This is a genomic window from Salmonella sp. 32082101201600294FB01SM01, assembly GCF_017572865.1.
GTDB lineage: Bacteria > Pseudomonadota > Gammaproteobacteria > Enterobacterales > Enterobacteriaceae > Salmonella > Salmonella enterica.
In genome coordinates, this window is the sequence record NZ_JAGESB010000002.1 from 274,650 (window position 1) to 288,756 (window position 14,107).

The window sequence follows — 14,107 nt, forward strand, 5'->3', positions numbered from 1 at the left end:
TTTAAAAAATCACACAAATCGCTCTTGACCGCCTAAAACCTTTAGAGATCAATTTCCTGGCGTTTTACTTCCTGCCAAACTTCTTCCATTGTTTCCAGGTCCACCCCGGTCATTTCCAGGCCTCTGGCTGCGACAATACGTTCAACTTCGCGAAAACGACGTTCAAATTTATCGTTCGCTTTTTGCAAAGCGAGCTCCGCTTTCGTACCTAAATGACGCGCCATGTTGACCGTGGCAAAGAGCAAATCGCCCATTTCCTCTTCCAGTTTAGCCTGATCAACAACCGCCTGCCGCGCCTCGAACATCACCTCATCGATCTCTTCATAGACCTTATCGACGACCGGTCCCAGCGTCGTCCAGTCAAAGCCCACGTTTGAACACCGTTTCTGGATTTTTTGCGCGCGCATTAAGGCCGGTAAGCTGCGCGGAATATCGTCCAGCGCGGAATGCTGCGCTTTTTGCGCGCGCTCTTCCGTTTTGATTTGCTCCCAGCGAACTAATGCTTCTTCGCTATTATCCGCGGAAAGCTCGCCAAAAACATGCGGATGGCGGCGCTCCAGCTTGTCGCTGATGGCAGCGCAGATATCATTAAAATCGAAGCGGCCTTCTTCCTGCGCCATCTGCGCGTAAAACACCACCTGGAACAACAGGTCGCCCAGTTCGCCGCGCAAATCGTCAAAATCCTCACGCGCAATAGCATCCAGTACTTCATATGTTTCTTCCAGCGTATAAGGCGCGATGCTGGCGAAGGTCTGCTCTTTATCCCACGGGCAGCCGTTTTCCGGGTCACGCAGGCGCTGCATGAGGGTGAGAAGACGGTCAATTTGATGGTTAGTTGTCATGGTTTTTAATCGGTTGTAAATACTAGCGACAATTGTAACGTATTATTCTTAACCATTCACGCACAGAGGACACTACGGCAACGCCTATATAATAAAATATATTGTTAACAGGTGTTGAACGCTACCTCTCCCGTATAATTTTAAAATTATTAATCGATACACAACAATATAATAATCATATAACTAACTTATTAAAAAAAAACAGATATTTGCACCAGGCATTATAAATAACATCAATTAAGCAAAAAAAATTATGCAAACGCTATAAGTACCCCCCCCAAAGAGCCTTCCCTTTCAAAAAAATAAATTATTTCACTTTTACGGAAAAACTAGTAGCATGCACGCCAGTTTAATATCCAAAAAAGACCACTTTTTTGTTTTTTCTGGAACATACATGAAATAAACATATTGAAAGTATTACATATAATATTTTATGAGCCTGTACGATCATTCAGCCCTTAAGAATACACTCATAAAAATGTAGAAATATAATATTTTTATTATGACCTATTTTTTACCCAAAGCCCGCAGCATGGCTCTATGCCGCATATCCCTTGGTATACGCGTACAAAATGCTGCCATAAAATACGTTAATTAAGGATAACACGATGAAGTCATCTCATTTTTGTAAACTGGCAGTAACTGCATCTTTAGTTATGGGAATTGTCTCCGGCGCTCAAGCCGCGGGTAGCAACACAGCAAAGGTCACTTTCCTTGGTAATATTGTTGATTCCCCCTGCTCAATCACACTTGTTTTTTAGATAAAAAGGCTATAACCAATTTACATGCTTACCAGCATCCTGATTCTGGCTCAGAATACGTATCACGATAACTTCCGTAACTGATTGTATAAAATAGATAATATGCCTTTCAAACGGTAAGGCATAAATGTATTCACCCAGTTCAGGTCGAGGCGTGCCAATGTTATTGGCACTCATGATGCTGAATATTTCTGATAGATGATTAATATATCGATCGGCCTGTATTTCGCCAAAATACAGCCAGCCGTAATGCCAGATATTTTCCAGATCTTCACTGGCCTTTGGCGTTAATTTTACCGTTATCATCGGGTTTGATCATCCCTGTTTTGACCTTCCGTAAAAAGGCATCCTTTTCCCAGGCCTGGGGCTCTCCGCTGTTCAGACCTTCAGCCAGAAGTTCACGTAACGCCTGAAGTCGTGACTCGGCCTGTTTTTCCCTCAGCAGACGAAGAGACTCTCTGATCACTTCACTTTGTGTTCTGTAATCACCTGATTCTATGAGCGATTCAATAAACTCGCGCAGTTCATCGCCAAGATCAACGGTCATTGTTCTGGCCATAACAGCCTCCACTGTAAGTATAAATCTTACATAAGAGTACACCGGAAATGAAATGTACGTCAAAAACATACCCCATGTCTCATGCTTATGGGGTTGGCTAATGCGGCTTTGCTGAACGAGTAGCAAAGCCGCTACATTATTACTGTCTGGGGTTTACCCCCCGTGCAGTCGCCGTGCATCAATCACATCCGGCACCTGGTTCAGCTTACCGAGCACGCGGCCCAGCACCTGCAGGTTGTAGATCTCGATGGTCATATCAATGGTGGCGATCTGCTGCTTAATGTCGCTGCGGCTGGCGACGCCCAGCACGTTGACTTTTTCGTTAGCCAGAATGGTGGTGATATCGCGTAGCAAGCCGCTGCGATCGTTGGCCTGGACGCGCACCACCAGCGAATACCCCGCCGAGTAGCTTTCGCCCCATACCGCCTCTACGATCCGCTCCGGCGCATGGGAGCGCAGTTCCGCCAGCTGTTCGCAGTCGGCCCGGTGCACGGAAATCCCCCGCCCCTGAGTAATGAAGCCGACAATTTCATCCCCCGGAATCGGCTGGCAGCAGCGGGCAATGTGGTGCATCAAATTACCCACGCCTTCTACCACCACGCGCCCGTCGTCTTTACGACGATTTTGCGGCGCGTATGTTTTTTGCTGAAGCTGTTTCAGCGCCGCTGCATCCTGCTCCTCTGCACTCGGCTTATTGAACTGCGATTGCAGGAAATTCACCATCTGATTAAGACGGATATCACCGCCGCCTATCGCCGCCAGCAACTCTTCCAGCTCATTAAAGTTGTAGCGCGGCAGCAGATGTTTCTCGGCCTCTTTCAGGCTAATCCCTAAATGCGCCAGCTCATCGTCGAGGATCTGCCGTCCAGCCAGGATATTTTTGTCACGGTCCTGCTTGCGGAACCAGGCGTGAATTTTTGAGCGTCCGCGGCTGGTCGTCACATAGCCCAGGTTTGGATTCAGCCAATCGCGGCTGGGATTCGGCTGCTTCTGAGTGATAATTTCAATCTGATCGCCCATCTGCAACTGATAGGTGAATGGCACAATACGGCCGCCGATTTTAGCGCCAATGCAGCGGTGCCCGACATCGCTGTGGATGTGGTAAGCAAAATCGAGCGGCGTAGAACCGGCAGGCAAGTCAACCACGTCGCCTTTTGGCGTAAAAACGTAGACCCGATCGTCAAACACCTGGCTGCGCACTTCATCCAGCATTTCGCCGGAATCGGCCATCTCTTCCTGCCAGGCGATCAGCTTACGCAGCCACGCAATTCTGTCTTCATGACCGGAACGCACGCCGCCGGACGCGGCGCCTTCTTTATACTTCCAGTGCGCCGCCACGCCCAGTTCGGCGTCTTCATGCATCTGTTTGGTACGAATCTGGATCTCAACGGTTTTACCGCCCGGCCCCAGGACCACGGTGTGGATAGACTGGTAACCGTTCGGTTTCGGGTTAGCGACATAATCATCGAATTCATCCGGCAGGTGGCGATAGTGCGTATGCACTATCCCCAACGCGGCGTAGCAGTCTTGCAGACGTTCAGCGACGATACGCACGGCGCGCACGTCAAAGAGTTCATCAAACGCCAGATGCTTTTTCTGCATTTTGCGCCAGATGCTATAAATATGTTTTGGTCGTCCGTAGACTTCCGCCTGCACGCCTTCGTTTTTCATTTCGGCGCGCAGATGTCCAACAAACTCTTCGATGTAATGTTCGCGATCGAGACGGCGCTCATGCAGCAGTTTGGCGATGCGTTTGTATTCCGCCGGATGCAGGTAGCGGAAACAGTAGTCTTCCAGTTCCCACTTCAGTTGCCCGATGCCCAGACGATTAGCGAGCGGCGCATAGATGTTGGTACATTCTTTCGCCGCCAGCACGCGCTCATCTTCCGGCGCCTCTTTCACTTCGCGCAAATGAGCGATTCGCTCGGCCAGTTTGATGACCACGCAGCGGAAATCATCCACCATCGCCAATAACATTCGACGGACGTTATCAACCTGCTCCGAAGAAACAGAGTCGTTATGAGTGGCGTTTAGCTGACGGATCGCCGCCATATCGCGCACGCCATGAATCAGGGTAACGATAGATTTGCCGACGCTTTCGCGCAGTACATCTTCGCTGACTACGTTGGCGTCGGCCAGAGGGAACAGTAGCGCCGCCCGCAGCGTGTCGATATCCATACTCAGCGTGGAAAGAATTTCTACCATCTCCACGCCACGCCACAGCAACAGATCCGCATCCGGATGTCCTTGTGTCTGTTGCAGGCAATACGCCCAGGTTTCGGCTAAGCGCTCACACGACTGCTGGCTGGAAATTCCCAGGCTTGCGATCCACTTCTTCGGATCAAATTCACCAGCTTTATTAATATGTGCACTTCTTACCGCGACCATCGTCCTCTCCTTAAGGGACCAGGCCTACCGAAGTCGGTAAGCCGGTAATCATTACATGCGCTCGAACAGAACCATTGATTCCAGATGTCCTGTGTGCGGGAACATGTCGAGCATCGCTAAACGCGTAACCTCATATCCCGCATTGACCAGCGCTTCACTATCGCGCGCCAGCGTCGCCGGGTTACAGGATACATAAACAATGCGAATAGGTTTTAATTTTATAATATGTCGCATCACTCCTGTAGCCCCCGCACGCGCAGGATCGAGTAAGACTTTGTCAAAGCCGTTTTTCGCCCACGGCTGCTTCGTGACATCTTCCTCCAGGTTCTCATGGAAGAATGTCACATTATGTAAACCATTGCGGATGGCGTTTTCACGGCCTTTTTCTACCAGCGCCGGAACGCCCTCAACCCCAATCACGCTTGCCGCGCGCGTTGCCAGCGGCAGCGTAAAATTCCCCATTCCGCAGAACAGATCCAGGACACGATCCTCGGCGCGCACATCAAGCCACTCCAGCGCGCGGGCGACCATTTGCTGGTTTACCGCCTCATTAACCTGAATAAAGTCTCGCGGACTGAAGGCTAAACGTAAGCCGTGCGAATCATACCAGGGCGCTTCGCCAGATACCGTTTCCAGTATCTCGCTAAACGGCGCCAGAAACAGAGACAATCCCTCAGAATGCGAAAAGCGTTCCAGTTTTTCTTTATCCGCCGCACTTAATGGCGCGGTATGGCGCAGAATCATCAGCGTACCGCTTCCCGCCTGTACCAGCTCAACATGCCCAAGATGTCGGGTGCCGTGTAAACTCGCCAGACACGCCCTGATTCGGGGCAGCAATACTGCAAGCTGGGGCGCCAAAACGGGGCACTGTTCGACATTGACGATATCGCTGGAACCCGCTTTGCGAAATCCCATTTGCAGCGGTTTATCCGGCGGGCAATTCAGACTTAACCGCGCACGACGCCGATAACCCCAGGGCGCGCCGGCGATGATGTCATTCACCTCGTGTTTCATCAAACGCGCCAGCGCCGCGCTTTTGCTGCGTTGTTGCAGGGCGATGCTGACATGCTGCTGCTGACAACCGCCGCAGACGCCAAAATGCGGGCAGCGCGGCGTTTCTCGTTCCGGGCTATCATTCAAACGGCGCGAAACGCGTGCGCGGGCAAATTGCTTTTTATCTTCTGTAATAATGACTTCTGCGCTTTCCTCAGGCAATAAACCAGGGATAAACAGCGCCTTTCCGTTATGACGGGCTACGCCCTGACCAAATGAATCGAGGTCATTGACTTTAACGGTTATGATCTGACGCGTCGTCACGCGCCGTTTTGCAGAGTAGAATTGCGCCATCGACCAGCTTTTTCTCAATTTAACAGTGTGACCCTAATTGTCCCATAACGGAACTCCATGACCAACTACAGCCTGCGCGCACGCATGATGATTCTGATCCTGGCCCCGACCGTCCTGATAGGTTTGCTGCTCAGTATCTTTTTTGTAGTGCACCGCTATAACGACCTGCAGCGTCAACTGGAAGATGCCGGCGCCAGTATTATTGAACCGCTCGCCGTCTCCAGCGAATATGGTATGAACTTACAAAACCGGGAGTCTATCGGCCAACTTATCAGCGTCCTGCACCGCAGACACTCTGATATTGTGCGGGCGATTTCCGTTTATGACGATCATAACCGTCTGTTTGTAACGTCTAATTTCCATCTGGACCCCTCACAGATGCAGCTTCCCGCCGGAGCGCCGTTTCCACGTCGTCTGAGCGTCGATCGCCACGGCGATATTATGATTCTGCGCACTCCGATTATCTCGGAGAGCTATTCGCCGGACGAGTCAGCCATTGCCGACGCGAAAAATACCAAAAATATGCTGGGATATGTGGCGCTTGAACTGGATCTCAAGTCGGTAAGGCTACAGCAATACAAAGAGATTTTTATCTCCAGCGTGATGATGCTTTTTTGTATTGGCATTGCGCTGATCTTTGGCTGGCGGCTTATGCGCGATGTCACCGGGCCTATCCGTAATATGGTGAATACCGTTGACCGCATTCGCCGCGGACAACTGGATAGCCGGGTGGAAGGATTTATGCTGGGCGAGCTGGACATGCTGAAAAACGGCATTAATTCCATGGCGATGTCGCTTGCCGCCTATCACGAAGAGATGCAGCATAATATCGATCAGGCCACTTCAGACCTGCGTGAAACCCTTGAGCAGATGGAAATCCAAAACGTTGAGCTGGATCTGGCGAAAAAGCGTGCCCAGGAAGCGGCGCGTATTAAGTCGGAGTTCCTGGCGAACATGTCGCACGAACTGCGAACGCCGCTGAACGGCGTCATTGGCTTTACCCGCCTGACATTAAAAACGGAGCTGAACCCCACCCAGCGCGACCATCTGAACACCATTGAGCGTTCCGCGAATAATCTGCTGGCAATCATTAATGACGTGCTCGATTTCTCCAAGCTGGAAGCCGGTAAGCTCATTCTGGAAAGTATCCCTTTTCCACTGCGCAACACGCTGGATGAAGTGGTTACGCTGCTGGCCCACTCGTCGCATGATAAAGGGCTGGAGTTGACGTTAAATATTAAAAACGACGTCCCGGATAATGTGATTGGCGACCCGCTGCGCCTGCAACAGGTCATTACTAATCTGGTGGGTAATGCCATTAAGTTCACCGAGAGTGGCAATATCGATATTCTGGTAGAAAAGCGGGCGCTCAGTAACACCAAAGTACAGATTGAAGTGCAGATCCGCGATACGGGGATCGGCATTCCGGAACGCGACCAGTCGCGACTGTTTCAGGCGTTTCGCCAGGCCGATGCCAGTATTTCTCGCCGTCACGGCGGCACCGGGCTTGGGCTGGTGATTACGCAAAAGCTGGTCAACGAAATGGGCGGGGATATCTCTTTCCACAGCCAGCCTAATCGCGGCTCGACCTTCTGGTTTCATATTAATCTTGATCTTAACCCAAATGTCATTATTGACGGGCCGTCGACCGCATGTCTGGCCGGAAAACGGCTGGCTTATGTCGAACCGAATGCTACCGCCGCGCAATGTACCCTGGATCTACTGAGCGACACGCCGGTGGAGGTGGTTTACAGCCCGACCTTCTCCGCGCTGCCGTTAGCGCACTACGATATTATGATTTTGAGCGTTCCGGTGACCTTCCGCGAGCCGCTCACCATGCAGCATGAACGTCTGGCGAAAGCGGCGTCAATGACGGACTTTCTACTGCTGGCGCTACCTTGCCATGCGCAAATTAACGCCGAAAAGCTGAAACAAGGAGGCGCGGCGGCCTGTCTGTTAAAACCATTGACGGCAACGCGCCTGTTGCCAGCGCTGACGGAATATTGCCAGTTGAATCACCATCCTGAACCGCTGCTAATGGATACCAGTAAAATCACCATGACGGTTATGGCGGTTGATGATAATCCCGCTAATCTGAAGCTTATCGGCGCGTTACTGGAAGATAAAGTCCAGCACGTAGAACTTTGTGATAGCGGACATCAGGCGGTGGATCGGGCGAAACAAATGCAGTTTGATCTGATTTTGATGGATATTCAGATGCCGGATATGGACGGCATACGCGCCTGCGAATTGATTCACCAGCTTCCTCATCAGCAGCAAACACCGGTTATTGCCGTTACGGCACATGCGATGGCTGGGCAAAAAGAGAAGTTGCTCAGCGCGGGCATGAACGACTATCTGGCTAAACCGATAGAAGAAGAGAAGTTGCATAATCTGTTGCTGCGCTATAAACCTGGCGCCAACGTAGCAGCGCGCCTGATGGCGCCGGAACCGGCTGAGTTTATCTTCAATCCGAATGCGACGCTCGACTGGCAGCTTGCGCTCCGCCAGGCTGCCGGTAAGCCCGATCTGGCACGGGATATGCTGCAAATGCTGATTGATTTTCTGCCGGAAGTGCGCAACAAAATTGAAGAACAACTGGTGGGAGAAAACCCCAACGGTCTGGTCGATCTGATCCATAAGCTACACGGGAGCTGCGGCTATAGCGGCGTACCGCGGATGAAGAACCTTTGCCAGCTTATTGAGCAACAGCTTCGCAGCGGCGTCCACGAAGAGGAGCTGGAACCTGAGTTTCTGGAGCTGCTGGATGAGATGGATAATGTCGCGCGTGAAGCGAAGAAGATATTAGGCTGATATTCGCCGGATGGCGGCGTGACCGCCTTATCCGGCCTACAACTCAGCGTAACTGTTGCCCCGCTTTCAGCGTTGCAGCCACGTTGCGCGCGGTCATTCGTACGTTTTCACTCGCATTCTTCAGCGCGTCCTCCAGCGTGCAGATGGTATAAATCACGCTGAAAACGGCATCAAGCCCATGTTCATGAACCACGCCAACATCCGCCGTCAGGCTACCCGCAATACCAATTACCGGCTTGTTATACCGTTTGGCGATGTTTGCCACGCCAATAGGGACTTTACCGTGAATGGTCTGGCTGTCGATGCGTCCCTCGCCGGTGATGACTAAATCAGCATCCGCAAGACACGCTTCCAGATGAAGCGCATCGGTGACAATCTCAATACCACGCCGTAGCTGCGCGCCGCAAAACGCGTATAACGCCGCCCCCATGCCGCCTGCCGCGCCGCCGCCTGCCAGATCCAACACATCGACATGCAGATCGCGGGCAATCAAATGCGCATAGCGAGTCAATGCCGTATCCAGGCGTTCAATCATTTCCGGCGTCGCCCCTTTTTGCGGACCAAAAACCGCAGACGCGCCCTCTTTGCCGGTAAGGGGATTCGTGACATCGCAGGCGACCTCTATATGACACGCCGACAAACGCTTATCCAGGCCGCTGATATCAATGCTGGCGAGTGTTTCCAGCCCAATGCCGCCTTGCACAATATCATTGCCCTGCGCATCCCGTAGCCTGGCCCCCAGCGCCTGCACCATCCCCGCGCCGCCATCGTTGGTGGCGCTACCGCCGATACCAATAATGATATGCTCAACGCCCGCATCCAGCGCATGACGGATCAGCTCGCCGGTTCCCCATGATGTGGTCTTCAACGGATCGCGTTGCGCGGGCGGTACCTGCTCCAGCCCACTGGCGGCCGCCATTTCAATGAACGCGGAACGCGCATCGCCGGAAAGCCCATAAAACGCATTGACGCGATGCCCCAACGGCCCGGTGACCTCAACATGCACGATTCGACCCGCCGTCGCTTCAACCATCGCTTCGACAGTACCTTCTCCGCCATCAGCCAGCGGTAATTTCAGGTAATCGGCGTCAGGCCAGATCTCGCGAAATCCTTGTTCAATGGCGGTCGCTACCTCAAGAGCACTCAAACTTTCCTTATACGAGTCTGGTGCGATCACTATTTTCATAAGTCGTCCTTACGCATGTTGATCCTGTTAAGCATACACCCAGAGAAGGACCGGTTCCTTACGGAACCGGCTCTGACTTAACGCACCATGCAAGGACGCTTATTATCAAACGTCCAGCCAGGAATTAAGTACTGCATTCCCATCGCGTCGTCACGCGCGCCTAAGCCATGCTTTTGATAAAGCTCATGCGCTTTCATCACCTGATCCATATCGAGCTCAACGCCCAGCCCCGGTTTGGTCGGTACTTGCACCATGCCGCCTTTAATTTCAAACGGTTCTTTAGTCAGACGTTGGTTGCCTTCCTGCCAGATCCAGTGGGTATCGATCGCGGTGATCTTGCCCGGCGCCGCCGCGGCAACATGGGTAAACATCGCCAACGAAATATCAAAGTGGTTGTTAGAGTGCGAGCCCCAGGTCAGACCGAACTCATGACACATTTGCGCCACGCGTACAGAGCCTTGCATAGTCCAGAAGTGCGGGTCCGCCAGCGGGATATCGACGGATTGCAGCGACAGCGTATGCCCCATTTGACGCCAGTCGGTCGCTATCATATTGGTGGCCGTCGGTAATCCGGTCGCGCGACGGAATTCCGCCATCACTTCACGTCCGGAAAAACCCTGCTCCGCGCCGCACGGATCTTCTGCATAGGCCAGAGAACCTTTCAGGTATTTACCAATGCTGATCGCTTCGTTCAGCGACCAGGCACCGTTTGGATCGAGCGTGACGCGCGCTTGTGGGAAACGTTTCGCCAGCGCTACGATTGACTCGGCCTCTTCTTCGCCCGCCAGCACGCCGCCTTTCAGTTTGAAGTCGTTGAAGCCGTATTTTTCATAGGCGGCTTCCGCCAGACGCACTACCGTTTCCGGCGTCATCGCCTCTTCATGGCGCAGACGATACCAGTCGCATGGCTCATCCGGCTGGCTCTGATACGGCAGTGGCGTGGCCTTGCGATTGCCGACAAAGAACAGATAACCCAGCATTTCGACTTCGCTGCGCTGCTGACCGTCGCCTAACAGCGAAGCGACGTTGACGCCCAGGTGTTGGCCTAAAAGGTCAAGCATTGCCGCTTCAATACCAGTCACCACATGGATAGTGGTACGGAGATCGAACGTTTGTAAACCGCGTCCGCCCGCATCGCGATCGGCAAACTGGTTGCGAACGGCGGTCAGGACATTTTTATATTCACCCAGCGTTTTTCCCACCACCAGTGGGATCGCATCTTCCAGCGTTTTGCGGATTTTTTCGCCGCCCGGAATCTCGCCGACCCCGGTATGACCGGAGTTATCTTTAATAATGACGATGTTGCGCGTGAAGAACGGGGCATGCGCGCCGCTCAGGTTCATCAGCATACTGTCATGGCCCGCAACCGGGATAACCTGCATTTCAGTCACTACAGGCGTCGTAAATTGAGTACTCATAACTGTGTCCTTATTCAGAATTAGTGACGACCAAAAACAGGGCGTTTGCGGTCAAAAGTCCAGCCGGGGATCAGGTATTGCATCGGGCCTGCATCATTACGCGCGCCGCCTGGCAGCGTTTTATACGCGTCATGCGCTTTTCGCACCTGTTCCCAGTCAAGCTCCACGCCCAGTCCTGGCGCATCCGGAACGGCAATTTTGCCGTTTTTAATTTCCAGCGGATTTTTAGTCAGGCGGCAATCGCCCTCCTGCCAGATCCAGTGCGTATCAATAGCGGTGGGTTTGCCTGGCGCCGCCGCGCCGACATGGGTAAACATCGCCAGTGAAATATCAAAATGGTTATTCGAATGGCAGCCCCAGGTTAGCCCCCAGTCATCGCACAGTTGCGCCACGCGAACGGCGCCGGTGAGAGTCCAGAAATGCGGGTCGGCAAGAGGGATGTCTACCGCATTGAGCATCGCCGCGTGTCCCATTTCACGCCAGTTGGTGGCAATCATATTGGTCGCCACCGGCAGTCCTGTAGCACGGCGGAACTCCGCCATGACTTCACGACCAGAGAATCCTTGCTCCGCGCCGCACGGATCTTCCGCGTAGGTCAGTACATCATTCAGCCCTTTGCACAACGCAATGGCTTCATCCAGTAGCCAGGCGCCGTTCGGATCCACGGTAATACGCGCGTCCGGGAAGCGTTTTTTTAGCGCGCGAACGGTATCAATCTCTTGTTCGCCCGGCAGCACGCCGCCCTTGAGTTTAAAATCTTTAAAACCGTAGCGATCCTGAGACGCTTCCGCCAGCCGCACGACCGCGTCGCTGTTCAGCGCTTCCTGATGGCGCAGACGGTACCATTCATGACTGCCCGGCGTGCTTTCCAGATACGGCAGATCGGTTTTAGTACGATCGCCAATATAGAAGAGATAGCCTAACACGGTGACGGCATCGCGCTGTTTACCGGGTCCTAACAGTTCACAGACCGGCACATTAAGCGCCTGTCCCAGTAGATCAAGCAGCGCCGCTTCCAAAGCCGCCACCGCGTTAACCCGCAGTTCAAACGTCCATGCGCCTTTACCAAAGGTGTCAAAATCAGCGGCCTGGTTGCCTTTATGCACCTGCTGCACCACTTTGTTCAGGCGGGCGACTTCCTGGCCTAATACCATCGGAATAGCATCGACCAGCGTCTGATAAATCACTTCTCCGCCCGGCGCCTCGCCGACGCCAGTATGCCCGGCGTTATCGGTGAGGACGACGATGTTACGGGTGAAGTACGCGTTATGCGCGCCGCCGATGTTGAGTAGCATACTGTCATGTCCGGCAACCGGAATGACCTTCATGTCCGTAATCACGGGACTGGATTGCGTTGTCATGATAATTGTCCTGCGACAGGTTTCAGTTCAATACGCTTAATATCGCCTACCAGCACCAGATAGCTGATGATGGCCACCAGGGCATGTACGCCGACATAGATCAACGCGCCGTTGAAGGAACCGGTGGTGCCAACGATGTAACCAATCGCGATTGGCGTCACAATACCGGAAATATTGCCGAACATATTAAACAAGCCGCCGGAAAGACCGCTGATCTCTTTCGGCGCGGTATCCGCCATTACTGCCCAGCCCAACGCGCCGATACCTTTACCGAAGAAGGCCAACGCCATAAAGCCGATGATCATCCATTCCACGTTCACATAGTTACAGAACACCATAACCATTGACAGCAACATCCCCAGCACAATCGGCGTCTTGCGCGCGATATTCAGGGAGCCAGTACGACGCATCAACCAGTCGGAAATGATGCCGCCCAACACGCCGCCGATAAAGCCGCAGACCGCAGGAACCGAGGCGACAAAGCCCGCTTTGAGAATCGACATGCCGCGCGCCTGGACCAAATAGACCGGGAACCAAGTAATAAAGAAATAGGTCAATGCGTTAATACAGTACTGACCGATGTAAACGCCAATCATCATACGAGAGCCCAGCAGCTGTTTGATCTGGCCCCATTTGACGCTAAACGGTACTTTCGCTTTGGTGTCTTTCTGATCCATATTGATCAGCGCGCCGCCTTCTGCGATGTACTCCAACTCTTTCTTATTTACGCCCGGATGGTTATTTGGTTCATGGATAACTTTCAACCAGATAAAGCTGATGATGATCCCTAACCCGCCCATAAAGAAGAAGACATGCGACCAGCCCACTTCGTGCGTCAGCCAGCCCATAATCGGCGCGAAAATAACCGTGGCAAAGTATTGCGCGGAGTTAAAGATGGCCACTGCCGTTCCCCTCTCCTGCGCCGGGAACCAGGCTGCAACGATGCGACTGTTGCCCGGGAAAGAAGGCGATTCCGCCAGACCAACCAGGAAACGAAGCGTAAAGAGGGCGACAATAATGCCGAAACCACTAAAGATATCGACAAAACCCTGCAACAGGGTGAAGACTGACCAAATGAAAATAGACCAGAAATAGACGCGTTTGGAACCAAAGCGGTCCAGCAGCCAGCCGCCCGGGATCTGCCCGATAACATAGGCCCATGAAAAAGCAGAAAAAACATAGCCCATGCCTACCGGATCAAGGCCGATATCTTTGGCCATTTCTGAGCCGGCAATGGACAATGTGGCGCGGTCGCCGTAGTTGAAGGATGTGACGATAAACAGCATCACCACTATCCAGTAGCGGGCGTTCGTGCGTTTCTCCGCACTACTCGCCGCGTGACTTAATGAACTCATTGTTGCACTCCTGAAATTTCGCGTTAGCTACGCTCACTCTGAACTGCACAACCGGTAGGGAATCAGAGATAACGTT

10 protein-coding genes and 1 pseudogene are annotated in these 14,107 nt (G+C 52.7%); 2 read left to right on the forward strand and 9 right to left on the reverse strand.

Annotated features, from left to right (window positions below; genetic code table 11):
- Positions 1-41: 41 nt before the first annotated feature.
- Positions 42-842 carry a nucleoside triphosphate pyrophosphohydrolase gene (gene mazG / locus J4645_RS11120; protein ID WP_000210451.1) on the reverse strand — a complete coding sequence of 267 codons (801 nt, stop codon included), beginning with the start codon at positions 840-842 and terminating at the stop codon, positions 42-44.
- Positions 843-1,450: 608 nt separating this feature from the next.
- Here mazG and J4645_RS22240 point away from each other — a divergent pair.
- Positions 1,451-1,594 (forward strand): annotated as a pseudogene (locus J4645_RS22240) (fimbrial protein SteA); the annotation flags it as partial.
- An 18-nt stretch (positions 1,595-1,612) separates the two neighbouring features.
- Here the strand turns inward: J4645_RS22240 and J4645_RS11125 are convergent.
- From J4645_RS11125 to rlmD, 4 genes are all read right to left on the reverse strand, one after another.
- A complete protein-coding gene (locus J4645_RS11125) occupies positions 1,613-1,909 on the reverse strand; it encodes a type II toxin-antitoxin system RelE/ParE family toxin (RefSeq protein WP_000633744.1) in 297 nt (98 codons plus the stop codon).
- On the reverse strand, positions 1,875-2,231 hold the full coding sequence (locus J4645_RS11130) for a type II toxin-antitoxin system ParD family antitoxin (RefSeq protein ID WP_072102304.1): 357 nt from the start codon (positions 2,229-2,231) through the stop codon (positions 1,875-1,877). Before J4645_RS11130 ends, J4645_RS11125 begins: the two co-directional genes overlap by 35 nt.
- Before the next feature lie 84 nt (positions 2,232-2,315).
- Entirely contained in the window at positions 2,316-4,550 is a 2,235-nt protein-coding gene (gene relA, locus J4645_RS11135) for a GTP diphosphokinase (RefSeq protein ID WP_000226837.1), read from the reverse strand.
- Between the two features lie 51 nt (positions 4,551-4,601).
- Positions 4,602-5,897, reverse strand: a complete 1,296-nt coding sequence (gene rlmD / locus J4645_RS11140; protein WP_000046854.1) for a 23S rRNA (uracil(1939)-C(5))-methyltransferase RlmD — start codon at positions 5,895-5,897, stop codon at positions 4,602-4,604.
- A 57-nt stretch (positions 5,898-5,954) separates the two neighbouring features.
- On the opposite strand from rlmD, the gene barA reads away from it, so the two are divergent.
- The gene (barA, locus tag J4645_RS11145) at positions 5,955-8,711 is read left to right on the forward strand and encodes a two-component sensor histidine kinase BarA (RefSeq protein ID WP_023214388.1); all 2,757 of its coding nucleotides are present in this window, start codon (positions 5,955-5,957) and stop codon (positions 8,709-8,711) included.
- Positions 8,712-8,754: 43 nt separating this feature from the next.
- Here barA and J4645_RS11150 read toward each other — a convergent pair whose 3' ends face one another.
- From J4645_RS11150 to gudP, 4 genes are all read right to left on the reverse strand, one after another.
- Positions 8,755-9,897 (reverse strand): glycerate kinase, encoded by a 1,143-nt coding sequence (locus J4645_RS11150; RefSeq protein WP_000706486.1) that lies wholly within the window; start codon positions 9,895-9,897, stop codon positions 8,755-8,757.
- 77 nt (positions 9,898-9,974) lie between these two features.
- Positions 9,975-11,315 carry a glucarate dehydratase gene (gene gudD / locus J4645_RS11155; RefSeq protein WP_000107109.1) on the reverse strand — a complete coding sequence of 447 codons (1,341 nt, stop codon included), beginning with the start codon at positions 11,313-11,315 and terminating at the stop codon, positions 9,975-9,977.
- A gap of 20 nt (positions 11,316-11,335) precedes the next feature.
- Positions 11,336-12,676: an enolase C-terminal domain-like protein gene (locus J4645_RS11160; RefSeq protein ID WP_000211804.1), complete on the reverse strand. Its 1,341-nt coding sequence runs from the start codon at positions 12,674-12,676 to the stop codon at positions 11,336-11,338.
- Positions 12,673-14,031: a galactarate/glucarate/glycerate transporter GudP gene (gene gudP / locus J4645_RS11165; protein ID WP_000097015.1), complete on the reverse strand. Its 1,359-nt coding sequence runs from the start codon at positions 14,029-14,031 to the stop codon at positions 12,673-12,675. Before gudP ends, J4645_RS11160 begins: the two co-directional genes overlap by 4 nt.
- Positions 14,032-14,107: the final 76 nt, after the last annotated feature.